The sequence below is a fragment of the Rhodothermales bacterium genome (assembly GCA_040221055.1).
GTDB lineage: Bacteria > Bacteroidota > Rhodothermia > Rhodothermales > UBA10348 > 1-14-0-65-60-17.
In genome coordinates, this window is record JAVJVN010000004.1 from 321359 (window position 1) to 346066 (window position 24708).

A 24708-nucleotide genomic window follows, 5' to 3' on the forward strand; every position below is an offset into this window, starting at 1 on the left:
CCTATTCAGCCCCCAGGATCTCTGCCGGACGCGCCCGCTCGATGGCCCGGACCTGGATGGCAATCGTGAGCACGGTCATACCCGCCATCACGAGGAACGCGGCCACGAACGGCAGGACCGACATCTCCATGTGATACGCAAACAGGTTGCCCAGGAGGATGGTCAACACCTGGTAGCCAAGGGGAGCGCTGATGATGGCAGCAACGGTCAGCACGATGACGATCTTCCGGTTCAGGCGCTGGGCAATACCGAACGACCGGCCGCCGAGGACCTTGCGCACCCCGACTTCCTTGAGGCGATTCATGATGTTCTGCGCCGAAAGGGCGTAGACGCTCAAGCAGGATATGATGAGGGCCAGGACGGACACGAACAGGAAGATGGCCGTGAGTCCATCGCTGTCACGACGGAAGGATTCGAACATGTCTCCCTGCATGTACCAGTCGGCTGTGCGATCAACGAACGCGGATTCATAGGATGCGGCAATCCGGTCGGCGACGGCCTTCCGGGCGCCGGGCAGGGTCCGCGCAATCAGGTACCGATGCGTTCCGGGATCGGAAAGGCGCAGAATAGAGGGCTCGATGACGGAAAAGAAGTCTTCGAAGTGGAAGTCCGCCACGACACCTGCAATATGGTAGTCCGTCGAGTCCATCCGGATGGTGCGACCAACCGCAGACGCAGGATCGAATTCCGTGGTCCCGGCCGGAAATGCCTCCCGGACAAACGTGGCATTGACCAGGATCTGGTCGGGCGCGAAGGCCTTCCTGCCCCCGTCCGGAAGGACGCCCGCCACCAGCGCGATGTCCATCAGTGCCGGAAAGTCCGGAGAAATGCCGAATACGGTCGTCTTGAATTCCACTTCTCCGTCGCCCATACGCACGGATTCCTCGCTCCACATGCGCCCGAAGGCATGCTGCGACGTGGTCCAGGAATCCACCTCCGGCGTTGCGGATGCCGCCGACCGGAGTACGTCCAGCTCGGCCACGGATCCGGCTTCGAATACCACAATCTGCTTCGTGTCATAGCCCGCGGACCGGTCCGAATAGTAGTGCCCGTTCAGGATGAACGTGACGCCTGCTGCCAGGGACAGGAAGGCCAGCACGAATTGGAACCCCTGCAACGCCGTCGTGATCGGGCGCCGTTTGGTGGAGCGATCCATTCCCCGGAAGATGATGGTGGGCCGGAACGAGGACACAAACAGCGCCGGGTAGAGTCCTGACAGAACGCCGGTGCCCAGCACCAGCGCGATGAGGAATACCCAGAGTCGTCCATCGCTGAACAGGTCAAATTCCAGGTTCAGACCAGCTATGCCATTGAATGCCGGCAACACTAACTGCCACGCCAGCAGCAATCCGACCAGCAGGGCAAAAAAGCACAGCAGGATGTTCTCGGCCAGGAATTGAAACGCCACCTGGGAGCGCCGCGCACCCACCACCTTGCGCACACCGATTTCCCGCAGGCGTTTCGCGGCCTGCGCAATCGTGATGTTCATGCAGTTGAAACACGCAAGCAACAGCAGCAGCGCAGAAAGACCGCCGAGCACCACGATGGGTGCGGTCGGGAATTGACCCACAATGCTGTCCTCCACGTCCGCCCGGTGTCGTGTGAGTTGCTTCAGGTTGTCGAGCGCGAAGGCGTGCACTCGTGGGCTGACGTTGCCCATGGACGTACTGGCCAGCGCCGCATTGACGGGCGCCACGAGGGGGGTCAATTGGACCTCCACCTGGCGGGCGGCGTCGGCCGATCGGAGCTGCAGGAATGTGGCCGCACTGAACGCTGACCAATCGTCCGTGCGTTGGCCCGCAAAAGACATCAGCGCCCCGAACTTCAGGTCGGCATTCGAACGGAACGGGGCGGCTACACCCGTCACGGTGTAGTCACGCGGATCGCCGCTCCCGAACTGAAGGGTCACGGTACGACCCGTCGGATCCTCCGCTCCGAAAATCCGTGTGGCTTCCTCGGCGCTCAGGATGACGCCGCCCTCCTCCCGCAAGGCGGCATCCGATCCCGCCTGCAGCGGGAAAGAGAACATCGCGAAGAAGCCCTCGTCCACGAAGCGCACGTTCAGGCCGAGCTTCTCATCACGCAAAAGGACCTGGCCCCGGGTAGCGCCTATGCGCACGGCCCGGACCACGTCCGGCGACGATTCGGCAATGGCGGGGCCCAGCGGTGCAGGAGTGGTCCCGTACCACTGGAATGCAGGGTCGTCGTGGCGCGGGACGCCCGCCGACACGGAATCGATTGCCGCATCCACCGGCTCCACCCGGTGCACCATGAAAATCTCATCGGCATGTTCGTGATAGAAGTCTTCTGTCAGGAAGGCGGAAACCAACAGGAAGGTCACCAACGTCACGGCAATGGCCACGGACAGACTCACGATGTTGATGAGCGACGTTGCTTTGTTCTTCCTGAGATTCCGGGAGGCGGCGCGGAAGTAGCTGGAAAGCATGGAAAACTGATGGGAGAGTTCGTGTGTGACTTCGCGCCGGTCGCGGGTCTTCATCATGGCGACCGACCGGTACGCCGATTCGGTCTCGTGGAAGGCGCCGAGTTCGCCCACGGCCTGGCGGAACGCATCTTCCGCAGGGAGGCCGGAGTCCATGAGCCAGGCCACATGGTCGCGCAAGTGCTGCTCCAGTTCGTCCAGATCGCGGCCCTTGAACGCACGGCTGTACTTGAATTGATGGCGCCACGTCGAGACGGCCGTTTCAAGGTTGAATCCGGGTTTGCTCATCCGAATGCCACCTCGGGGCCCCACAGGTTTTCCCACATGGCGTTGACCCTCTTCCACTCCTTCTGCAGCGACGCGAGTTCATTTTTGCCCCGAGCCGTCAGCCGGTAGTACTTGCGATCCGGTCCGTCGTCAGACGCCTGCCAGAAACTTTCCACCCAGCCGTCGTGCTCCATCCGGTGGAGGATGGGATAGAACTTGCTGTTCGTCCACGGCACCTGATCGTCGTAGAGCTGCTTTGCCCGGTGGACCAGCTGGAACCCGTATTTGGGCCCATCGGCCAGGAGGGTCAGGATGAGCGGCTCGAGCGTCGCGCCGGCGAGTGATTTGGACAGCATGGTCGGTTGGGTCTGGTCTGGACCGGTTCGTTCGGCAGGTATAACAATTTTTGATATACCCCTGCACCATAGACGGTGTGCCGTTCGTTTTGTTGCTCAATCAGACCATGAACATCCGCACCAACATGATCGCAGCCACGACCCCCAGAAGAAGCAGCACGAACCGGGCGGCACTCCACGGTGTTGCCGTGGCAACGGGATCATCGGGATCCCATTCGTTCATGTCCTCGCGTGAACCCTCCAAAAGATCCGCCTCGTCCAGCAACTCCCGGGCACGTTCGACGACGTCATCCAGCGCCAGCAGGTCAACACCCTGACTCCGCTGCATCATGGGATGCATGCCGCCGGCATCGTCCGCGCTGAAAAAGGATGCAATGCCTTCGTCCAGCAAATACTCCCGTGCTATTTCAGCGTCATGACGCGACGAGAATGTGGCGATCACGGCCGTTTCCTGGGTCGACAGGTCCTGGTTCATGGCATTCCGGGGTCTGGTGTACCGGCCAGAATAGGCCATCGGGCCTGTCAGCGCAATATCCTCTTGCCTATTCGCGATTTCGCCCGAACACGCGGACCACCACCAGCAGTAAGCAAGCCAGGCACAACCCGACGGCCGCCATGCCCACCACGGAGCCCGCGGCTTGATTGGCCTGGATGCCGAAAGCGGCCCAGGCAACCACAGCCACAAACACGGCATCCCTGAATCGGAAAAAGACGCTGCCGGCCACGGCGGCAACCACCGCCAACTTCAACAGGGTCCATGTCGGTTCGGAGAACACGGCATTGTTCCATCCCGCGGCGCTCTGCAGGATACTGATGTTGGCCACCGTCGCAACGCAGATCCAGGCCAGGTAGAGGCTCACGGGAACGCGGAAGGACATCGTAAACAGCCAATCCGGCTCAGCTCCTTTCCTCACGGCGTCATACATGACCACGAGCGTCGCCAGCAAACCCAGCATGATGGCCATGCTCAACCACAGGTATTCATGGTGCCAGGCGACAATCCATGCCGCGTTCAGCACACCATTCAGCATGAACGCGCCATCCATGCGCCGCAGCCGCTCATCGTGCCGGAACCGGGGCAGCGCCTGAACGACGACCAGCAACAGGAGACCAAGATAGATGATGCTCCAGATGGCGAACGTGAAGCCGGCGGGCGTGAACATCGATGCGTACGCATCGGAAACGGCACCGGTCGTATTCCCGCCAATCGGCAGGATGTTGGCAAGCGCATTCACGCTCACCATCAAGACATAAGCTGCGGCTACGCCAGCGACCCGCAGCAGTCGATTGTGCTTCACGCTCATCCTTGTTTTTCCTTTCCTGTGTCCAATGTTCTTTCGAATTACGCAGCCAGCACCCGGAGTGCGGCGACCAACTTGTCCAGATCCGGCGGCAGGTTGTAGAGCGCCGGTGTGACACGGATGCAGTCCCCCGCGGCCACCCCCGAGCGGGCCACGGTAAAGATGCCGAAGTCGTCCACCAATTTCCGGACGAGCGCGCGATTCTGCTCGGCATCCCCCTCGCCATGCAGCCGGAAGCTGGTGATGGCGCCCACGAGTTCGGGATCGTCGGGCGTCAGGACCTCCACGCCGGCAATGGTGCGCGCTTCGCGCACCCACCGGTCGCGGAGGTAGCGGATGCGTGCATGCTTGCGCTCCCAGCCAATGGATTCCTGGAAATCCAGCGCATTTGGGACGGTCAGGATGGTGGCAAAGTTCATGGTACCGGTGTGCAGGCGGCTGTCAATCCGGTCCAGCCGGCCGGTGTCGCCGTGGGCCCGGTCAATGCCGCCCAGGCCTGACGCGCGGATGTACATGGCACCCACGCCGATGGGCGCGCCAATCCACTTGTGCAGGTTCATGCCGACATAATCCGCACCGAACCCGGCCACGTCCAGCGGAACTTGCCCCCAGGAATGCGCGGCATCCACGACCACATCCACGCCACGTGCACGGGCCAGCGCCGTGATGTCCCGGATCGGATGGATGAGGCCGGTCTTGTTGTTCGCGTGCGTGAGCAACAGCAGACGGGTCCGGGGGTGCGTGTCCAGGGCCTCTGTGTAGGCATCCAGGATCTGTTGTTTGGATTCGACCGGTTCCGGAAAGTCAAAGGTCGCCACGTGCGCCCCCCTGCGGGCGGCCAGTGCATTCATGGCCTGCTGCATGGCCGGGTAGTCCAGATCGGCGTACATGACGGTTTCGCCGGGCTGCAATCGGTTGTATTGGCCGATGAGGGCCTGCAGGGCCTCGGTCGCATTCCGGGAAAACGCGATTTCCCCCGGGGACACCTTCAGCGCGGCCGCGACCCGTTCGCGGACGGCTGCCGCCTCCTGGCCGAACTGCGTGCGGGCGTAGAAGGAGCTCTCCCGGTTCACGCGTTCGGTGTGGCGTTGGAACGCTTCCAGGACGGGCGTGGCCATCATGCCCCAATACCCGCCTTCCAGGTTCGTGATCTGGTCGGTGATTCCGTATTGGGCGGCTACGTCTTCCCAGTAGTCCTCTTCCGATCCCGAAGGCATCCGGGGTCGGGCTGGAAGGGGAGATGCGGCGTTGGACGGTGTGGGCAGCGCGAGCGCCGCCGTTGCAAGACCGGCGTTGCGGAGGAACTGTCGGCGGGTGGTCATGTCGCGAATGGGATGCGTTGGCAATCGACATGATACGGATGCGGAATCAGCCGGTCGCGATCTGGAAGACCTCCCGGAGCAACCATGCCGTGAAGTAGGCCAGTGTGGCCGCCGTTCCGCCCGTGAGCAAGGTTCGCAGACCCGAAACCAACACCGGCTTTTCCATGGCGATACTCTTGAGCATGCCCACCGTCAGGAACATGAGGCCGGCCAGGATGGAACTGAGCGTGAACTGAACGGTCGGGCCGATGTGCGGAAGGAGGAACGGGATCAACGGAACGGCTCCAACCGCGACGAATGCGCCGAACGTGACCCCTGCCGAGACCCAGGGCACCTGCGTCGTCTTGCCAAGACCGTGTTCTTCGGCAACCATGGCCTCAAGCCAGGTATTTTCGTCGGAGGTAATCGTGTCCACCACGCGCTCGAGCAATTCCCCATCGAACCCCTTGGCCCGGTAGATCTGCCGGATCTCCTCGCGTTCGCCCTCGGGAATTTCCCGGATATGGCGCTTCTCGGTCTGCACGATGCTTTCCAGGAAGTCCTGGCCCGCCTTTCCTGACTCATAGTTGCTGATGGCCATGCTGAAGCCGTCGGCTATCAGATTCGCAAAGCCCAGGATCAAGGCCACGGACGACGGAAATCCGGCTCCAACCGACCCGGAAACGACGGCAAATGTCGTTATGCATCCGTCAATACCGCCCAGGACCGCATCCGAAATGTACTGCCGCCGTCCGCCCCGGGACAGCCGCTCCCGGACCGCGTCCGGGTGGTGTTCGCCTGCAAGGTCTTCCGTCCTGTGACGCTTCATGGTGACTGTACCTGCCGGATGCACAGCCAAGGTAATCGATGTCACGTCATGCGCAAACCGTCAGTCCGAACCCGATACGTCCCGCACGGTTGCCACAGTTGTCCGGAACGGTCATGGAGCATTATTCTTCCGCATGCATCAAACACACGGCGCACCCTCATGAGGAATCCATTCAATGCATGGACCCGCTTGCCCCTCATCTGCCTGGGACTGGCAAGTATTGGCCTGGCCGGATGTGGCCCCGAACAGCCCGAGCAGTCGGCGGAGCCCACACTCCAATGGGCCGAAATGCAGGATGCGTCGACCCGTGTCCTGTCGATTACCGGACTTTCCGGGCCTGAGGCCGTGCGGTACGATCCCGATCAGGACGTGTATTTCATCGCGAACTTCAACGGCGATTCGGGAAGCCGGGACGGCAATGGTTTCATAAGCCGCGTCCGCGCCGAAGACGGCCATGTGGAGACACAGCAGTTCATGGTGGGCACGGAACAGGCGCCGCTGCACGCGCCCCGCGGTATGATGCTGGTGGACAACACGTTGTGGGTGGCCGACATCGACGGCATACACGGGTTCAACCGGACGGATGGCAGCCATGTGGCCTTCATCGATTTCAGCGCCTTCGAACCCGGCTTCCTGAATGATGTGGCGGCCGGACCGGACGGCACATTGTACGTGAGCGATACGGGTCGCTCACGGATCTATCGGGTGGACGGAGATACGGTTTCCATCGCCGTCGAAGGTGAAGCCATTGGTCCGCCGAACGGAATCACCTGGGCGCCCGGTGAACCCTACCTGCGCATTGCTCCCTGGGCGGGCGGCGGCGGGATCATCCGTGGATGGAACCCTTCCGATGGCACGGTCACGGAATTGACGGCCAGCATCGGGGATCGCGTGGATGGCATTGAGGTCATGGGCACCACCGTCGTGGCGGCCGTGCAGTCCGACTCGAGCATCTATGCCGTCCACGACGGCCAGATCTTCCGGGCCATCCAGGTGGAAGGCCGGCCGGCCGACATCGCCATCGACACCCGCCGTTCGCGGGTAGCCGTCCCATACATTGCCCTAAATCGTGTGGACATCTGGGCGCTACCGCAGACCCCGTAGAGAGGCTGACTCAGAAGACCCATCCGAACTTCACCGACGCCTCTGGATTCAGCCGGGGCGGACGGAATTCCTGACCATCCACGAGGATATCCGCGTCCCCAGCAACCCGGACGCTGAGCCCGGTCCACGGACTCAGGTAGATATTTCGGGTCAAATAATGCACGTAGCCGATTCCGCCGTTCAGCAGAGAGCTGTCATACTCCGCTCTTTCACGACGCGCATCCGACTGGATGCTTCCCATCCAGTACACCAATCCCCCGCCGAACCATATTCCGTTGCCATCCGGAAACACATCCACCAGCACTGCGAAGGCGTCGATGTCGTTGTTGGTGAACCCGTCCTGCACCACGAACTCCGGCATGTGAACCAAGGCATGCAGCGCGCGGAGTCGGAGTGGCCCTTTCGCTGCCCATGCGGCGCCGAAATACCCCCCTGTCGCATAGGGGAGGACGTCAATCTCAACGCCGAACGCAATCGGTCCGGGCACGGACTCCGATCGCAATGTTTGCTGGCCATGGACGTCCGCTGCAAAAGGGCCAGCCATCATCAACAGGGCGGTCATGCATGTCGAAATGGTCAGTTTCATGGTTCCGGGCGGCTTTGAACCCCTGCTACCTCGGCCTGTCGTCACCGTTCCAGGCATTTGACATACAACCATTCGGTTGTATATTAGGGCATGACGATTTCCCCCGACACGCAGACAGACCGCATTTTCCACGCGCTGGCCGACCGGACGCGACGCGATATCCTCATGCGTTCGCTCTCGGGCGAGCATTCCATATCCGAGCTCGCGAGTGCCTATGACATGAGTTTCGCGGCCGTCCAGAAGCATGTGTCCGTGCTTCACCAGGCCGGGCTCATCACCAAGCGCCGGAAGGGCCGCGAGGCCCTGGCCAGCGGAAACGCCGAGACCATCCGGACGGCCGCGGACCTGCTGCTCGAACTCGAGGGAATCTGGCGCGGGCGTGTCGCCCGCATAGACGCATTGCTGGAAAAAAACCCGAACCCATCATGCCTGTAATTGACGTATCCCATGACGCAGAGGCCCTCACGCTGACCATTGTCGCCGAGTTTGCCGCATCTCCCGAACGAATCTGGGCGCTGTATGCGGATCCGCGGCAGCTGGAGAAAGTCTGGGGCCCGCCCTCGCACCCCGCCACCTTCGTCGACCACGAACTCAAGGTGGGGAGCCGCACGACCTACTACATGACCGGTCCCGAAGGCGAGAAATACCACGGATTCTGGGACATCACCGCCGTTGACGAGCCCCGGGAATTCTCGTTCAAGGACGGCTTCGCCGACGCGGATTTCAATCCCGATCCCAACATGCCGACGGCAACGTGTGTGTATACGCTGGAGCCCATCGAGACCGGAACGCGCGCCACCTACGTCAGCACCTACGCCACGAAGGAAGGCCTGGAAACCGTGCTGGCCATGGGTGTCGTGGAAGGCGCCACGTCGGCCATCAATCAGATCGACGACCTGTTGGCGGGCTGACCGGACCGACCTGCATCACGACCCCGACGACCCGAGCTCTTCGGCAAGCCCGATGAGCAGTCCCTCGGGTCCGCGGATGTAGCAGAGTTTGTACGCGTCCTCATACCGGACCACCTCGCCCACCAACGCTGCCCCAACGGCGCTGAGCCGATGGAGCGTGGCGTCGAGATCGACGACCGTGAACATCACCCGCAGGTAACCGAGGGCGTTGACCGGGGCATTCCGGTGATCGGCCACAACAGGCGGGTGCAGGAATCGGGAGAGCTCCAGCCGACTGTGTCCGTCCGGTGTGACCATCATGGCGATTTCCACCTGCTGGTTGTCCAATCCGGTGACCCGACCGGCCCACTCCCCTTCGATCATGGCGCGGCCTTGCAGGGTCAGGCCCAGTTCGGAGAAGAATTCGATGGCGGCATCGAGGGACTCGACCACGATACCCACATTGTCCATGCGTTTGATGCTCATACCCTGCCTCAGAACCGGTCCCGATTGCCGACGCCGTCCAGGCGTGTGTTGACGATGTTGTTGAGGGTCGATCCGAACCGGTAGCGGAAGCCGAAACTGAGTCCGGCCTCGAAATTGGTCTCGAGCTGTCGACGACGCAGGAGGACCTCTTCCAGATCCGCATCGCCCTTCGGAAGATTGATCTGGTCATGGATGAGTTCCAGCGATCCGCCGACCTCAACGGACAGGCCCCTCGCAATGCGCACATCCAGTTCGGCGCCGAACTGGAGACTGTACCGGGATGGATCGTGCAGATACTGGGATGCGTCGATCTCCATTTCGATCTCGCCCCAGGGCTGGATGACTTCGTAACCCGCATTCAGGATATGTTGAGGCAGCATCTCCCGGATTTCGTTGTAGATGGTCGTGTCCCGGTAGGCAATGTGCGACGTGCCCAACCTGTACGTCACCGTCAATTGTCGTCTATTCGCTTCCCGGTACGGGTACACGCTCCATTCCACGGCGCCCATGAAGCGGTAGCGCCAGTCGACATTCGAAAACGTGGACGTCAACACGTCGCCATAGCCGCCGACGGACCAGTGTGGAGACAGACTCCGGACTCCGTAACTCGTGAATCCATTCCGGTGCGACGTACTCTCGATGATATCGTCGCCCCGCTCGAACCGGTCATAATTGTAGTTGAAGAATGGCCGGAACTGAAGCTTCCAATCCTCGGTCACGCGGCTGACGTAGACGCCGTATCGCGTATCGAACGACCGCTGCTGCGATTCGAAGTCCGCACTCCCGTCCGCATACATTTCGACCGTCCAGAAATTCCACGGGTCCACCATGTCCAGCGTTGGAAGGACAGCCGCTTCGGCGGCCGGCAGGACGTCGAGACGAATCCGGTCCCGCGTGAGGGTCTGCATGACGTACGGGACGAGGGCTGCTTCCAGGGTCCGCAGGAACTCCTCCCGCTCCTCGGCTTGCGTGGCATCGGCGCTCGTCGTGAAAGAGGTGGAAAACGCCAGGCCTTCGAAGGCGCCCAACCCGATGAGGTCGAACGTCTGCGCCTCTCCACCGGAACCGGTGTTCTCCTCGGTAACAATCACATGAACATGGGCGGCCTCGCGGTCGCGCACGTGGTCAACGTAGTCCAACTCCTGCCGGATGAAATCCTGGTTGCAGAAACCGCAGTCCAGGAAGAGGGCAAGGCGGGCTGGCGGGGCCGTTTCCAGCTCCTGCGCCGTTGCCGGGCGGACCGCATCGCCCAGCCATAACAAGATGACCAGGAATCCGGGCATGGTCGAGCGCATCCTTCCTTCAAACATTCGATTCTTTCCGTTTTTGTCCGAATGAATGGTACGAATGGCGGACGTACGGATGCGAACAGCGCTGGGCTCGCACCGCCCGGAGGTTACCTGGTGTCGTGCATGCATCAATAGTGATACCGGGCCTGAAGAAAATCCACCCTGTTCTGCATGACGACATAAACGATGCGGTGCTCCTGGGTCAAGCGGCGTGACCAAACCCCGGAGCCCATGAATTTCAGCGGCTCGGGCTTACCCAGTCCGTCAAAGGGGTCGCGCATGACGTCTTCGATGATCTTCAGACACTTGAGTGCAATTTTTCTGTCGTGCCTTACCCAGTATTCCAGGTCTTCACGAAACTCAGGCATGAAGCACGAATCCCGCCCGGTTGGACGACTAGCCATTCAATCCCAGGGCTGTTTTCAGGTCCTCAATGGATTCGGAAGAGCCTTCATTCTTGCGCGATCGCGCCAGGGCAGAAAGGAGACGATCGGCGTTTTTTGGGGAGCGCATCAGGTGGGCTGTTTCAATAAGCCCCGCCAATTCATCGGCAGGAATCATGGCCATGTTTTCCTTGCCACGACGGCGAATCATGATGGGTTCACGATTTGCTTCCGCCTGATCCCAAAGCTTGGCGAAGTTCGCTCGGGCTTCGGTGTATGTTACGTCGATTGACATCTGGATATACCTGTACTGGTTTACTGTACAGATAATAGGCCAGCCCACCGTAAGTTCCTGCTACGAATGCACGGCCACCAGATTACTTGATGGGCCGCGCCGTCACGCCCTCGAAGGTCATCTGGACGGGGCGAATGGTGCCGTCGTCTTCGAAGTACATCCGGTCGATGGCGGTCACGCGATGGTCGCGGTCTTCATTGGGGATGGGTCGCCGATGATACACGATGTACCACTCATCCGTCCCCGGTACGTTCATGACTGAATGATGCCCGGCTCCCGTCGCAATGGATGCGTCCTGCTCGAGAATGACGCCCACGCGCTCAAAGGGACCCAATGGCGAGTCGGAAATGGCATAGGCCACGCGGTAGTCATCCTGACCCCAGCCCCCTTCGGACCACATGAAGTAATAGTGGCCGTGGCGCTTCAGCATGAACGGTCCTTCCACATAGCCCTCCGGCGTGATCTCCCTGAAGGTGGGGCCATCCTCGAACGGGACAAATCCCGTGAAGTCCGCATTCAGCTTGGCGACGTTGGCGTGCCGCCATCCCCCGTAGTACATGTAGTAATCGTCCCCGTCACGGAAAACGAACTGGTCAATGGGTTGCGCGCCGTTGTGGAACGCATCGATCAGCGGACGGCCCAGGTGGTCCTTGAATGGACCTCCGGGCGTGTCGGCCACGGCAACGCCAATCCCACCCTCTTCGTCATCACTCTGGATATCGTTGGCCGCGAAAAAGAAGTAGTACTTGCCGTCCTTTTCAATGGCTGAGGGCGCCCACATGGCCCGCCAGGCCCATTCCACCGCCGTTGTATCCAGGATGCGCTCGTGCTTTTCCCACGTCACCAGATCCTTGGACGAGAAGGCATCGAAGAACACCTGCTTCTCGTACCGGGCAGAATACGTGGGATACACCCAGTACGTATCGCCAAACACCAGACCCTCAGGGTCGGCATACCACCCTTCCACAATCGGATTTCCGGAGGTCGCGGTGGGCGATTCTTCGGGCGCTTCCGGCGCTGCGCACGCCGCCATCATGCAGACGGACGCCAGAAGAGCGAAGGATGGGCGGCAGAGGCTCGCATGTATGACTTTAATATTATATAGCATCAAGTTTAATTACATATAGTGCGATGGCCGCCATGAATTCAAACCATTCTACTCACCAGCACGGTTCAATGCGTCGGCCTTCGCGGCATGCTCCCGGGCGCAGGGTTCGTCGCTGACCGCTGTACACACCTCGGCCAGCGCCTCGTGCACGGAGACGGCCTCCGGGTAGTACTCGGCCGCAAGCAAAAGGACCTGCTTCGCCTTCTGCGGTTGGCCAACGTCCGCGTAGAAGAACGACAGCATTTCGAGCAGGTCGCGTTCCATGGGAAGCGGATATCCCAAGCCGGCCTCCCGCGCCTGCGACTGGGCCCGAATGAGCGCCAGGATGGTATCGGCAGGCGTCTCCGGATCGTTGTAGAGCGACGGCTTCTTCAGCTCCCAGAAATCGTAGAGGTCCACGATCGCGTCGCGCATGCCCATGAGCGGAACGGATCCGTGGATGTCGTCCGGGTAGAACTTCCAGGAGAACGAGAGGCCGCTGGAATTGCGATCCTGGGCCTCCACGAAGGCGATGGCGGAGCGCATCCCCAAACTGAAGTCGGTTGTGTCGGTGCGGACCGTCTCAAAGGTCAGTGTATCCGAGAATCGGATAATTTCGTTCGACAGGGCAACGAACAGGCCGTGTCCGGACAGCGGCAGGCTGGCCAGAACGGGCAGAGCCTGCTCCAGCCAGCGCCCATCGTCCCAATCCAGACTCGGGTCCAGGGCGACATAGTTCGTGAACAGGCCAGGCTCCTCCAGGAGCGTATGGATCGTGAACAGGCCTGCGTAGGAGTGCCCCATCAGGACCCGGTGCGCGGACGTGGCGTAGGTCGCGTCAATATGGGGGATGAGCTCCGCGGACAGGAATGAGCGGAATCGGTCCGCGCCACCCGATGCGTCCACCGGCGCCCCGTTCCTGGAGGCGACTTCGGTGGGAGTCAGGTCCCGCGTGCGGTTGTCCGCGTTCGAAATGGCCACGACAATCATTTCCGGAAGCCTGAAATAATTGTAATAGGCCTGGATGGATGCGAGGCCGACCAGATGGCTTTCCCCATCCAGCAGATAGATCACCGGATAGGTCGCGTCATCCTCGACTGAATAGCCCTCCGGAAGATGGATCCAATAGGGCCGGTCCTCTCCCAGGATGTCGGAATACAGATGCCCCGGCGTTCCGATCTGGATGAGCGGCGCCGACGGGTTCTGGGCCTGTACCTGCCCCTGCGCAAGGGCAAACGGCGTCGAGAGAATGAGAAGCGAGCAAACGGAGACGGCGGCCAGGGAAGGGCGCATGGGGTACCACGGTGCATTTGGGATTACGCAAGGTAGGCACCCCAGTCGCCGCGAAGTTGCTGTCTTACTCCATCGGCTCGGTCGATGGGGCTGTGATGTCGAGGATCAGCCGCACCTGGTCTTCTACCAGATCGTCCGCCGCTCCGTCATAGTTGATTTCCCAGTCGCGGCGATTGATGATGAAATCAGCGGTCGCCGTGACGGTGTTGTCCAGGACCTGGATGTTGGCGGGGAACGTGACGCCGTTCGTGACGCCATGCATGGTCAGGTTACCGGTCACGAGATGCGTGGCGCCTGCCGAATCCACCGGGGCAAACCGGTCCGCCACGAATTGAGCCACCGGATACAACTCTACATCGAAGAAGTCATCGGTTTTCAGGTGACTGGTCAGTCTTTCGGTATCGGACCAGATAGTCCGCGTATCGATCGTCACATCCACGCCGGTCAGCTCATTTCCCTGCCGGGTAACCGAGCCCTCGAACATGCCGAATCCACCGTCGTGCGCACGCGTGACCTTGGCTGCACGCCATTTGATGCTGCTCATGGAAGTATCGATGGCAACGGCTACGCCACTGGCACCGGCAATGGCCATGGCGTCGTCGAGCTTGGCTTCCGGAGCATCGCCCACGTCTCCGCATGCCATGAGGGTCGCGGAAAGCAGGATGACGGGAAACAGATTCAGGTTCAAGTTTTTTGCGCGCATGTAGGGAAGACGAGGATTGAAGATTGGGATCCGGAAGATACGACCAGGGCGGATGGTCCGGGGGCCTACTTGACATACTTTCGCGACTGAGGTATAATTACCTAACTCAATTAGGTATTCCATGCTGAACCGCGAACTCAACGCTGCCACAACCCGGCCGGCCGTGTTGGCCATACTCGCAGAAGGCGAGAATTATGGCTACGAAATCATCCAACGTGTGCTTGAGCTCAGCGACCACCAGATTGTCTGGTCGGAAGGAGCGCTCTACCCCATGCTCCACCGTCTCGAGAAGGATGGACTCATCGAATCGGAATGGCGCCAATCGGATTCCGGTCGGAAGCGAAAGTATTACCGCTTGAAAGCGGACGGCAAGAAGCAACTGGCTGAAGACCAACGCCAGTGGTCCCTCGCAAACGCCCTGTTGACCAGACTATGGAATCCAAGCTATGCGTGACATTGACTACCAATTGCAGGAATGGCGGAAAGCGTTCCTGGAAAACGCCCTGTATTCAGACAGCGACATCCTCGAACTGGAGTCCCATCTTCTGGAAGCGTTTGATCGCGGAGTAGCGCAGGGTGCAGACCCGGACGTGGCCTTCAAACAGGCTGTGAAGCGGGTAGGCTCGGAATCCTCCGTACGGCCAACGTTCGACGCGGAGCGCAGCACTGAGCGAATCTGGGTGCGGTGGATCCGTTCATACGCTCCGGAACGGCGGGGCTTCTCGTCAGAAGTGGCCCGACACGCTTATACCGCACTCCGTGTATACAGCATTTGTTTTGGGATTTTTGCTGCCTTTTGGGCTGCTGCGGTCCTGTTGTCCATCTACCGGAGCCCGGTCGTTCATGGACTCAACCCCGAAGCGTATTTCTATGTGCAGGGACCCTGGCTGCACCTCTCGATTGCCCTCTTATCCGTGTTCAACCTGCTGGCCTTCGTGTCCAGGCCCGGTCGAACGGAAACCCTGTACCGGGGTATCCTGATTGCGTGGGTCCTGTTCATTCTGGCGTTTGATCTGAGTCAGGTCGTCCGGGTTGCCACATGGGGCAGCCCCTTTGACGCTTTCTTCTGGGACTTCAACCTGGCGATCGGACCCGTGGTATGGCTGATTACGCGCGTCAAGAAGCCCACAACTACTCAGGTGCACCAGTCAATTATTCTGAACCAATCCAATCAGCAAGTCTCTGTCTGATTCGAGTCAGGCGCTCTATTCCTATCTCACCCGTAGAGCCCACAAGCATTTTATCTCCAACCACGGCCAACCTCCCTACCCGAATCACGCTTGGGCTTTTGAGTCCTGAATGGCCAAAATCTGCGTCCCCTTCTCCAATCAGCTCGTCAAAGTCAGCTATGTATTGCCTCAACTGAGAGGACACCATACAAACGAGCCAGTCATCGTAGGGTCCCGGTATCTGGCCGAGCAGGAGCGCAGGTCGCAGTTTTCCTTCGGACAGGTCAGTCTGTGGAAAGCGGAAGAGCACTATTTGGCCCGGGCGCTTCAATCGAAGGTCTCCCTCAGATCAGCCTCAGAATATTGGGGTCCATCGTCGCGCTCCATCCCGCGCATTGCAAGGGTCAAAGACAAACCCGCCCAGTCCCGTTCGTCTTGCTGCGCTTCCTCCTGTTCTGACTTGGACAAGAGATACTCTACGAACGCCAGGACCTCCGACTGCATTCTCTCCGGAAGACGCTGTACATACTGCTGAATTCTGTCCGAAACCGCCATGAGAGACCCCTGCGAACGATTGAATTGGAAAACCCCAAGTGTATTGTACCCACAATTGATCAATTCGGTTCACACAGCCATCCCTTCAACGAAGAATGGTCAACGGTCGGGTTGTCGTGGTGCCACCAGGCAGTTCGGCGACCAGGAAGTAGGAGCCGCCGGCGAGGCCGGAGAGGTCAACGGCGAAGGTATCGGTGCCGGGGCCCAGGTGGCGCGCCGGGAAGGTGCGGACGTTGCGGCCGAGGGCGTCATGGAGCGTGAGCGCGAGGCGGCCGGAGGAGGCGAGAGACACAGTGACCGTCGCGTAGGCGGCAACGGGGTTGGGGTGGATGGCCAGCGTACCTTCCAGCGGCACGTCCGGGCGCTCCCGGACCTCCGTACCCACTGAAGCCGGCCGGAAAAACCACGCGAGCATTTCGTCCTGATGCGCACGCCACGAGCCCCAGGAGTGGCCTTCGTTCCACGCATTGCCGACGGCGTCCATGCCGGCGGCTTGCATGGCATTGAGGGCAGCAGGGGTAATCCGGCTGATGGAGCCCTCATACGTGCCCCAGTCCAGGTACCAGCGCTGGCCGGGTACGGGCTGGGCAATGACATCGTTGATCAGGGCCTGGTCGTCCACCCACCAGGACGGGGAGAACGGGCCGCACAGACCGAACACCTCGGGGTGTTCGAAGCACAGGCGCGTGGAAATGAGGCCGCCGAGCGACGCGCCGGTCACGGCCGTGCGCCCCGGCTCGTCGGTGACGTTCCAGTTGGCGCGGACCCAGGGCATGAGCTCCGTGACCACCATGTCCACGAAGGCCGCGGACCGGGTGGTCCAATATTCCTGCTCCCGGTTCACCGGATCCACGAAGACCACCACAACGGGCGCCACGCTTTCCAACGCAATCAGGTTGTCCAGGATCGTCGGCATGGACGCCAGCGAGACGTACTCCCCGCCATCGTGGTACACGACCACCGGGTATGGAGGGACGCTGGCGTCGTACGAGGCAGGCACGTACACCTGCACGCGACGGGAGTTGCCCATGCCGGTGCTGGCAAACGTGTGGGATGTGAGCGTGCCACGGGGCACGGTCGGGTCGGGCACGATTTCCGGCGGCTGGACGTAGGCGGGCATGGCCAGTTCCGAATTCGGGCCGAAGCCGCCACTGACCCGGAGCGGATTCCTCGGGTCCAGGATCCAGCTGGATCCGTTTCGCACCAGCTTGTAGTCCAACCGGGCATCCGACGGGAACGTCTCCGTGCGATACCACAGTGTCGTGGACCCGAGTCGCGTCATGGGCCAGGCGTTGGCGTTCCACGAGTTGAAGTCACCGGCAACGGCCATGCTGGTGGCCGAGCCCGACCACAGGAATACTGCGACGGTGTCGGAATCGAAGTACGGGACGGTGGGCGCGGCGGTGAGGAACGAATCGACCCGCGCCTGCTGCCCGGTAGCCGGGGTCGCCAGGACGCTCTCCGTGAACGCATCGAACGTCTGTGCAGAGGCCGGGGCCGCCGCAAGCATCAACAGAAAAAGGAGGAGCAGCCGTTTCATGAGCGTTGACACCGCCGGCTTTTCACTCAGCGGCATCCGCATTGTTTTTCTGCCTGTAATCGAAGACTCCGCCGAACAGCAGTCCGAACACGATACCCAACGCGATATTGTCAAAAACGATGCCCACAAACAGGCCAACAATCAATCCCGAAGCAAGGCCTTTTCTTTCCGTAACCATGTGATCAAATGGTGAGTGGTGATTAAGTGTGCTGAATTTGACCATAGGTAGATGACGGTATGGATCGAGATCGTGATCAGTCCGATGATGAGCATCCATACCCAGTCGTGCATACCGCTCAGGTCACCGAACGAACACCTGACGATGCCCCAATGGCGTGCCCCACAGGGAGAGCGTATCGCCCTCTACCTTGTAGTAACTCGCATACATGAAATCAATGTCGACCTCGGGAAGGCGTTCTTCCCGGCTGCCCGGGCCGAAGTGATATGTCAGGAACCGGTCTTCGCTGACTCCGAAAAACGCACCACCGTTCATGGTGCACGTTGGCACACCGTTCCGGCACGAACCCAGCGTACTGAAACGTCTGTCCGCCCGGAAGTCCAGGTCAAAGAAGCCACTCGGGACGACCTGTCCCGTCTCCTCTGTTTCCACGCGATCCCGCGTCCAGCTTCCGGTCAGGCCGGCCTCAACGTGATCTCTCGTAAACATGGAGCGAAGGGTGAATCCGCCCGATGCGGAACGGAACTCAATGCGGTGATCCCCACCATACACCTGGAACGTGTCCGGCTTGAGATCGATGCCTCCGGGACAGTCCGGGTAGTCGACCAGCCCGGTCACACCCACGTATCCATCCCCGAGATGCTCCATCTCCGCAATGAAAAACTTGCAGCCATCCATGCCCCCGAACGTGTCTGAATCCAGAACGGTTATCAGCGATGCGCGGGAATATTCTGAAAGGTCCCCGGAACGGAAAATCGTTTCGTTCTGCCAGATGTACTCGGTAGAATCGGCCAGGACACTGAAAAAGTGCTCCGTATCGGCAATCGGCACGTCAGGCTCCGTGACCTCCAGCAGCTCGGCGCCGTCGCAACCAAGACCGGCCAGTGAAAAAAGGGCCGCAAAAAAAAGGGAGGATCGTGATGTACGCATGTTTGCCACCTATTGTGCAGGAATCGGATTCCCGAAACCATCCGTTCCGCGGAGCTGCTCGGTATCCCAGATCAGATCGCACGTGGAATACTTGACGGTTCCGATCCGGATACGGGCGAATTCCATGGCGCCTACTCCGGTCCAGCCAAAATTCCAGATGAGATCGCCCCGGCGCGTCACATAGCTCTTGCGCGTTGCCGAGGACGCGGTACCGATGGTTGTCCCACCCTCTTTTATGAACTGGAGCGTTTCCTCGATAATCTCCTCTCCATTCGACGTCGCCATCGGAATGGGAACGGTATCCTGGGCTGCCGTGACGGACGGGAGCAGGCTGATCAGCACGATGCAGGTCAATGCTTTCATGGCTGGAAAGTAATCGTTTCAGACCGGTTTTGTTGGGAGCGACCTACAACCTCACCCTGTACAGGGAGGTGCTGGTGGTTACGAACAGCTCATCGTTGTTCGTGCCTCCCCACGTCATGGAATGCACACGTTCGTCCAGCTTGATGCGTTTGATTTCGGCTCCGTGTTCATCAAGCACAATGATTTCCCCTTCGGCGACATACACGTTGCCTTGGCGGTCGTACACATTGCTGTACTCACCGCGTTTCACGAACGGCGTCATATCCGAGAGCATGCCCTTCTCATCCACCTGAAAACGGTAGGTGGTCTTGTCGTCTTCATGGGTCACATAGACCGGTTCGCGCTGGCTTGGCGTAACGCCCATGAGCGATACCGAGCGCCCGAGATCGAACGTGTACGGAATGATGGTCACGCCGTCGGGCGCAAGGAAGCTGGTCTCGGCCAGGCTCGTGGCCACCTCCCTGAAATCATCCCTCCATCGGTGGGTGGGGTGGATGACCCGTTCCACACGCTGCACCCTATTCGTTTCCACGATTTTCAGGGGTTGCATGTCATCCACACGGTCAAAATTCATGGCATAGGCCACAATGGCCCAGCCGCCATTTCCCCAGCCACTGTAATAGGGCTGGTCGTCCGGCAGGGTCTCGATGGTCGGTGGATGGTTGTCATCCTCGAAGCCCGGCTGCGGATCGTAGCGGCTGATTACAATCAGATTGTCCTGGGTGTCAACGGCCAGCGATATCGGCTTGTACGGGTAATCGGCATAGATGGAAATCGTGTTGGTCTCCACCGACCAACGGTACACACGCTTTCCGTGGAAGTCGCAGAAGTACACGTTTCCCTGACGGTCCGAAACAGCGCCGGTCGCGAATTCATACCCGAAGCCCAGTTGCTCGGCAGAACGGTTCGGCGCCGGCGTGCGGTCCGCTTCCTCCTCTCCGGTTACGGTCAGCCTGGCAAAATCCCCCGGATACGCAATCAGGTTTCTGTCCATGTCAAACACCGTGCGCTCCGGCAAGGGCAACACCTGCGTCCAGCTGCGCATATTGCGGAAATCGATACCCTGACTGTTGGCTACCTTCACACCCCACGGCCGGGGCGTGTTCACACGGATGGTCCGGTACATCCAGAAATTGGCGAACATCAGGTCACGGGATTCGGCGATATCCAGGGTCTGGGCCTCTGTACCCTCCGGGTCTTCCTCCTCGAACTGGAAGGCATGGAATTTCCAGTTGGCGACACGGTTCAGGCGCGCTTCCTGACGCACATGGTGCTCGATGGACATGGCATAGACCTTCCCGGGGGTGGAGGTGTCGCTGATATACAGGCCGGTGCTGGCATACGTGTTGGCCGTCCAAATATCCTTAAGCGTCCCTCCGCCATGGTTGGTCACCCAGAGGCTCCAGTACTGATTGTCCCAGGCCCTGTCCATCTCCTGGACATACCCCGACGGCTCGCCCGGCTTGGCCATGTTGCCATGTCCCCCAACGAATTTCACATCGTTGATCAGGGAGTGTTCATTGGCCATCCACTTCAGCCCAACCGCACGGCTGTTGAATGCGCCTGTATTGATACCGATTCCATTGACGATATCCCCTCCTCCGGCCGATGACTCCACCATGGGAACGGGGGACCCGAACCCGCTGAAATTGCGCTCGCCTTCATCCAGCACCAACTGTGTGGCATAGGGATGCAGGCCGATCAATGCATTGCCTTCCTTCAGCTTGAGGGTCTCCGTGACCCGATACCAACCCGTTGGCAGATACACATTCTTGTGCCTGGCAAGGGCTGCCTGGATGGCCTGCGTATCATCCGTTTTGCCGTCACCCACCGCGCCATGATCCCTGACATTCACCCACGAATCCATGGGCGGCAGGTGCGGAATGACCTTGTCCAGTTTTCCGGGGACGCGATCGATGGCTTCCATATCGATGACGGTATCATAGTCGGAATCATCAGCCAGGTCATCCATGACCAGGCCATGGACGAAGTTGTTTATCCGGTAGGTATCCGCTATTCCATCAATGCCGGTGCCGCTCGGTGAGAAGTACACGGGCACATCCACATTCCTGAACAGGATGTTCAGCAGGTTGATCTGGTTGGTCGCTTCGTTTTCAACCCCAACCATCACCCCCGTCCCCACGTTTTCAAACAGGCTGTTTTCCATAAACAACCGGTCCGAAACGCCCTCTTGAAGCTCCACTCCCACCGGCGCATCCTTCACGTGCATGGAAACAATGGCCATACCGGTATTCCGGCTCAAGACGGCCGCCTTTCGTTGGCCCTCGAAATACAGATCGATCATCATCATGGGCCAACCCGGAGACGTCCGGCCCGTGGAAATCCCGTACTCACCTCCATGGAATTTCAGGTTTTCGATTTCATTGCCCAGGTTGTAGATGCCGGCGTAGCCATCGCCAATATGGAAGTCGCAATGGCTCACAAAACTGTGCTGGGCAAAACGGGTGCGAAGCGCAATGGCTTTCGGGTTGCCTTTTTCTATCCGGAAATCAACATTTGAAATGGCACTGTAGAAGGTCCCTGGATTGGCATCCATGGGCTCCTGGCCTTCTTCTACCAGATTGCTGGTGAACCAGAACATGTAGTTGTTTTCATCCTGGTAGCCAGGAGTGTTCTCACCCAGAATGAATTCCGGACGGTTTTCCCCGTATCCAATAATGCGTATGGCCTTGGGGACATGGATGGTCCGGCTGATGCGGTATTTCCCTTCAGGGATGAACAGAATTCCGAAATTCCTTTCCTTCTTCAGCCTGTTTATGGCAGCCTGAAGCGCATCGGATACGTCGTGCGTGCCATCGGCCACGATGTCAAAGTTGTCGGAAGTGAAAAAATGAGCTTCCGGGTCATCCGGCACCTGCGTGTAAACGGATTGCGCTTTTATGGTCAGCGAGGAACAGAAAAGGACGGCCAAGCACACGATGATTCGCTTCATGTCAAACAGTCCCCCGGTGGCTATCCAGAACGCGGAATTCGAACAGGTCCGGACGGTGATAGTGACCGGCCACATCCAGGGTCATCCCTTCCTCTCGGACGCGACCCAGGTCCAGCTCCGCAAGGAGGATGGCCTCCTCTTCGTACACGGGCTCCCGCACGTATTTCCCGTCCGGTCCGATGATGGCGCTTCCCCCACGCAGGACCCACTGCTGAGGATCGGAAACTTTGGCGGGATGCAGTTCCAGCTCGGCAGGGAGCGCGGAGGCGCGCATGAGTGCGCCGGCGGCGAGTACGAAACAGCGGCCCTCGAACGCATAGTGCCGGCTGGCCAACTGATGCATGTCGTGAACGGTCGGCCATACCGCCACATGGATGTCCTCGCCCGCCTGGTGCATAGCCTGGCGCGCCAGGGGCATCCAATGCTCCCAACACACCAGGCCCCCAATGCGTCCTGCCGGCGTTGTGGTCGCCCGAAGCCCGTCTGCATCGCCCCCACCCCAGATCATCCTCTCCGTGTAGGTTGGAACCAGCTTGCGGTGGTGGTTCAGCAGTGCACCGTCGGGGCCGTAGGTCAGCAACGTGTTGTAGAGCGTTCCTCGACCCGGCCCCTGTTCGACGCGCTCGCTGACACCGATGACCAGCGTTATCTCCGACGCACGAGCGATTTCCTGCAGTCGCATGCCGGATGGGCCGTCCACGACGACGCTGTTTTCGGCTATCCGCCGGTACGCCTCCTTGACGGGGGCATGGTCCCAGAGCGCCGCATCGCGGGCCACGTCCAGCCACGCCGGATATCCGGGGATCCACGTCTCGGGGAATACGACCAGTTGTGCGCCTGCGGATGCCGCCTTCGCGGCGAGAGCGTTGGTGCGCTCCAGAGCCGATGCGAGGTCGGAGGCAACCTCCGCTTGTACGATGGCAACCGTGACGAAGGCCATTTCGATGCTGTTGAAATGAGATGCGCCACAAAGTAACCGGTCTCAGCTCAGGACGCCAGAACTGCGAGCCCGCAGAATGCGCTTGTTATCCGCATTTCAATCCTGATCTTCCGGTACTTGGGCTTCGTGCCATACAGCGAATACCCAAACAGCCTCTCCCTCAATCCGATAGAAGAACCTGTCCGGAAAAACTATTACTTCGCGAACCGACGGGTCCGGATACTCCGGAACGAGACGACCGGATTGCGGAAAAGCTTCCAGACGGCTCAGACTCTTTATGACTTTGTCTCTGAAAGCGATTGCCGCGGTCGGTCGGTCACTCCGAATGTAGTCAAGAGCAGCGAGCCATTGCGCCTCGGCTTGCGGAGTAAAGAGCACGTTCATCTGTCGCTACGTAGCAACTCATCTGCTTTGCGAAAGACCTCCTCCATAGGGATGCCTTTACCCTCTTTTATCTCTGCTTCGCCTTTGGCGAGCGCTTTGAGTAGCTCAAGCTCATACTGCGTCCGCTCATAGGACTGGGCACTGACCAGTACAGCCGTTGCCTTTCCTCGCTGTGTAATGAAGACCGGCTCTTGCGTCGCCCTGGTCTTCTTGATTACGCCGGCAGCGTCTTGACGAAGCTCGGATATAGGAACAATGGCTGGAATGGCTCCCATGGACTTACACCGTTAGAAAGACTGTCTGATGTACCATTTACAGCACCGTTCTCAGTGTGTTCCGAAATGCGGATAACGGCTGGCGGATTTGCGGCGAGCCGACGCGGCCGCTTGTCGAAGTCTACGAGTCACAAACCTCCCAGACCAGCACCCCGAGTAGTGGGAGTCATCAGCATTGCATTGTTATCCTTCCAATCAGAAGCAGAAGGAACTGCTGGACTCAGGTTCTTTCATTTGTCGACGGTACCCTCACGGATATTTGCTATCCAAGGAACACAATTATTCAATCGGACTGGCCTGTCCATGAACCACGGGTCGGGGTGATTGCGCAATACGTCCAAGAGTGCCGGAAAATCCTTCGAGCCAGTATCCGTCATCATATATGGGGTCCGATCACTGGGTGGAAGATCCGCAGCGACGCGTACCGAATCGATAATAGTCCACGTTGAGGAGTCACTTGCAGTCGCGGCGGGCATCAAGAGAGCGTATTCCCACCCGTCAATTACTCTGCCGAAAACAGTTTGGGCTCGATCATTGGTTCGATTAATCCGATGCGAAATAGCAAAGCCCGTCGTCCCACTGTCCGGATCCTCATCCCTGGGCATACCGACAGTGAGTTGGCAAGATGTTATCCAGATTCTATTCTCTGACAAGCTTCTTATTACCGCCTAAGCTGTGCGATTCTGACGTACGGACACAAAAAACCCGTTGGGCTAAGTTGCATATAATTGGTATCTTGATGGTGCGAACAAACAAGTTCCATGCAACACCCAACGGGTTATGTCCAATATCCGGAACAGCACCGACA

General features: G+C 59.7%; 27 protein-coding genes. 6 read left to right on the top strand and 21 right to left on the bottom strand.

What is annotated here, in order from left to right:
• Nucleotide 1: 1 nt before the first annotated feature.
• The 6 genes from RIE53_01940 to RIE53_01965 form a co-directional block, all read right to left on the bottom strand.
• Nucleotides 2–2731: an FtsX-like permease family protein gene (locus RIE53_01940; protein MEQ9103439.1), complete on the bottom strand. Its 2730-nt coding sequence runs from the start codon at nt 2729–2731 to the stop codon at nt 2–4.
• Complete coding sequence (locus RIE53_01945) at nt 2728–3066, bottom strand: helix-turn-helix transcriptional regulator (protein ID MEQ9103440.1); 339 nt, start codon at nt 3064–3066, stop codon at nt 2728–2730. The genes RIE53_01940 and RIE53_01945 overlap by 4 nt, the downstream gene beginning before the upstream one ends.
• Before the next feature lie 100 nt (nt 3067–3166).
• Nucleotides 3167–3541: a hypothetical protein gene (locus tag RIE53_01950; GenBank protein ID MEQ9103441.1), complete on the bottom strand. Its 375-nt coding sequence runs from the start codon at nt 3539–3541 to the stop codon at nt 3167–3169.
• Between the two features lie 67 nt (nt 3542–3608).
• Complete coding sequence (locus RIE53_01955; protein ID MEQ9103442.1) at nt 3609–4364, bottom strand: hypothetical protein; 756 nt, start codon at nt 4362–4364, stop codon at nt 3609–3611.
• A gap of 44 nt (nt 4365–4408) precedes the next feature.
• Nucleotides 4409–5689 carry an aminotransferase class V-fold PLP-dependent enzyme gene (locus RIE53_01960; GenBank protein MEQ9103443.1) on the bottom strand — a complete coding sequence of 427 codons (1281 nt, stop codon included), beginning with the start codon at nt 5687–5689 and terminating at the stop codon, nt 4409–4411.
• 46 nt (nt 5690–5735) lie between these two features.
• Complete coding sequence (locus RIE53_01965; GenBank protein ID MEQ9103444.1) at nt 5736–6497, bottom strand: VIT1/CCC1 transporter family protein; 762 nt, start codon at nt 6495–6497, stop codon at nt 5736–5738.
• 159 nt (nt 6498–6656) lie between these two features.
• On the opposite strand from RIE53_01965, the gene RIE53_01970 reads away from it, so the two are divergent.
• Complete coding sequence (locus RIE53_01970; protein ID MEQ9103445.1) at nt 6657–7601, top strand: hypothetical protein; 945 nt, start codon at nt 6657–6659, stop codon at nt 7599–7601.
• Between the two features lie 10 nt (nt 7602–7611).
• On the opposite strand, the gene RIE53_01975 is transcribed toward RIE53_01970, so the two are convergent.
• Entirely contained in the window at nt 7612–8187 is a 576-nt protein-coding gene (locus RIE53_01975) for a hypothetical protein (GenBank protein ID MEQ9103446.1), read from the bottom strand.
• 90 nt (nt 8188–8277) lie between these two features.
• Between RIE53_01975 and RIE53_01980 the strand changes: the two genes are divergently transcribed.
• Both RIE53_01980 and RIE53_01985 read left to right on the top strand, forming a co-directional pair.
• The gene (locus RIE53_01980; protein MEQ9103447.1) at nt 8278–8622 is read left to right on the top strand and encodes a metalloregulator ArsR/SmtB family transcription factor; all 345 of its coding nucleotides are present in this window, start codon (nt 8278–8280) and stop codon (nt 8620–8622) included.
• Nucleotides 8613–9098 (top strand): SRPBCC domain-containing protein, encoded by a 486-nt coding sequence (locus RIE53_01985; protein ID MEQ9103448.1) that lies wholly within the window; start codon nt 8613–8615, stop codon nt 9096–9098. Before RIE53_01980 ends, RIE53_01985 begins: the two co-directional genes overlap by 10 nt.
• A 15-nt stretch (nt 9099–9113) precedes the next feature.
• Here the strand turns inward: RIE53_01985 and RIE53_01990 are convergent, their stop codons facing one another.
• The 7 genes from RIE53_01990 to RIE53_02020 all read right to left on the bottom strand — a co-directional run bounded on the left by RIE53_01990 (nt 9114) and on the right by RIE53_02020 (nt 14613).
• Nucleotides 9114–9563, bottom strand: coding sequence for a VOC family protein (locus RIE53_01990; protein ID MEQ9103449.1), 450 nt, complete (start codon nt 9561–9563; stop codon nt 9114–9116).
• 8 nt (nt 9564–9571) lie between these two features.
• Entirely contained in the window at nt 9572–10846 is a 1275-nt protein-coding gene (locus RIE53_01995; protein ID MEQ9103450.1) for a hypothetical protein, read from the bottom strand.
• A gap of 134 nt (nt 10847–10980) precedes the next feature.
• Nucleotides 10981–11220: a Txe/YoeB family addiction module toxin gene (locus tag RIE53_02000; protein ID MEQ9103451.1), complete on the bottom strand. Its 240-nt coding sequence runs from the start codon at nt 11218–11220 to the stop codon at nt 10981–10983.
• Nucleotides 11221–11248: 28 nt separating this feature from the next.
• On the bottom strand, nt 11249–11530 hold the full coding sequence (locus tag RIE53_02005) for a type II toxin-antitoxin system prevent-host-death family antitoxin (GenBank protein ID MEQ9103452.1): 282 nt from the start codon (nt 11528–11530) through the stop codon (nt 11249–11251).
• 82 nt (nt 11531–11612) lie between these two features.
• A complete protein-coding gene (locus tag RIE53_02010) occupies nt 11613–12566 on the bottom strand; it encodes a glycoside hydrolase family 43 protein (protein ID MEQ9103453.1) in 954 nt (317 codons plus the stop codon).
• A 120-nt stretch (nt 12567–12686) separates the two neighbouring features.
• The gene (locus tag RIE53_02015) at nt 12687–13910 is read right to left on the bottom strand and encodes an alpha/beta hydrolase-fold protein (protein MEQ9103454.1); all 1224 of its coding nucleotides are present in this window, start codon (nt 13908–13910) and stop codon (nt 12687–12689) included.
• 64 nt (nt 13911–13974) lie between these two features.
• Nucleotides 13975–14613: a YceI family protein gene (locus tag RIE53_02020; protein ID MEQ9103455.1), complete on the bottom strand. Its 639-nt coding sequence runs from the start codon at nt 14611–14613 to the stop codon at nt 13975–13977.
• 121 nt (nt 14614–14734) lie between these two features.
• Here RIE53_02020 and RIE53_02025 point away from each other — a divergent pair, with 121 nt between their 5' ends.
• A complete protein-coding gene (locus RIE53_02025; protein ID MEQ9103456.1) occupies nt 14735–15067 on the top strand; it encodes a helix-turn-helix transcriptional regulator in 333 nt (110 codons plus the stop codon).
• Complete coding sequence (locus RIE53_02030; GenBank protein ID MEQ9103457.1) at nt 15060–15803, top strand: hypothetical protein; 744 nt, start codon at nt 15060–15062, stop codon at nt 15801–15803. The genes RIE53_02025 and RIE53_02030 overlap by 8 nt, the downstream gene beginning before the upstream one ends.
• On the opposite strand, the gene RIE53_02035 is transcribed toward RIE53_02030, so the two are convergent.
• On the bottom strand, nt 15766–16092 hold the full coding sequence (locus tag RIE53_02035) for a type II toxin-antitoxin system PemK/MazF family toxin (protein ID MEQ9103458.1): 327 nt from the start codon (nt 16090–16092) through the stop codon (nt 15766–15768). The genes RIE53_02030 and RIE53_02035 overlap by 38 nt on opposite strands.
• Before the next feature lie 330 nt (nt 16093–16422).
• Nucleotides 16423–17877: an alpha/beta hydrolase-fold protein gene (locus tag RIE53_02040; protein MEQ9103459.1), complete on the bottom strand. Its 1455-nt coding sequence runs from the start codon at nt 17875–17877 to the stop codon at nt 16423–16425.
• On the opposite strand from RIE53_02040, the gene RIE53_02045 reads away from it, so the two are divergent.
• Nucleotides 17876–18070, top strand: a complete 195-nt coding sequence (locus tag RIE53_02045; protein MEQ9103460.1) for a hypothetical protein — start codon at nt 17876–17878, stop codon at nt 18068–18070. The two genes, RIE53_02040 and RIE53_02045, sit on opposite strands and share 2 nt — an antisense overlap.
• Before the next feature lie 108 nt (nt 18071–18178).
• Here the strand turns inward: RIE53_02045 and RIE53_02050 are convergent, their stop codons facing one another.
• The 5 genes from RIE53_02050 to RIE53_02070 form a co-directional block, all read right to left on the bottom strand.
• The gene (locus tag RIE53_02050) at nt 18179–18985 is read right to left on the bottom strand and encodes a hypothetical protein (protein MEQ9103461.1); all 807 of its coding nucleotides are present in this window, start codon (nt 18983–18985) and stop codon (nt 18179–18181) included.
• 9 nt (nt 18986–18994) lie between these two features.
• Nucleotides 18995–19348, bottom strand: a complete 354-nt coding sequence (locus tag RIE53_02055; protein MEQ9103462.1) for a hypothetical protein — start codon at nt 19346–19348, stop codon at nt 18995–18997.
• 43 nt (nt 19349–19391) lie between these two features.
• Nucleotides 19392–22301 carry a glycosyl hydrolase family 28-related protein gene (locus tag RIE53_02060; protein MEQ9103463.1) on the bottom strand — a complete coding sequence of 970 codons (2910 nt, stop codon included), beginning with the start codon at nt 22299–22301 and terminating at the stop codon, nt 19392–19394.
• Between the two features lies 1 nt (nt 22302).
• Entirely contained in the window at nt 22303–23241 is a 939-nt protein-coding gene (locus RIE53_02065) for a carbon-nitrogen hydrolase family protein (protein MEQ9103464.1), read from the bottom strand.
• A 380-nt stretch (nt 23242–23621) separates the two neighbouring features.
• Nucleotides 23622–23900 carry a type II toxin-antitoxin system Phd/YefM family antitoxin gene (locus RIE53_02070; protein ID MEQ9103465.1) on the bottom strand — a complete coding sequence of 93 codons (279 nt, stop codon included), beginning with the start codon at nt 23898–23900 and terminating at the stop codon, nt 23622–23624.
• Nucleotides 23901–24708 lie beyond the last annotated feature (808 nt).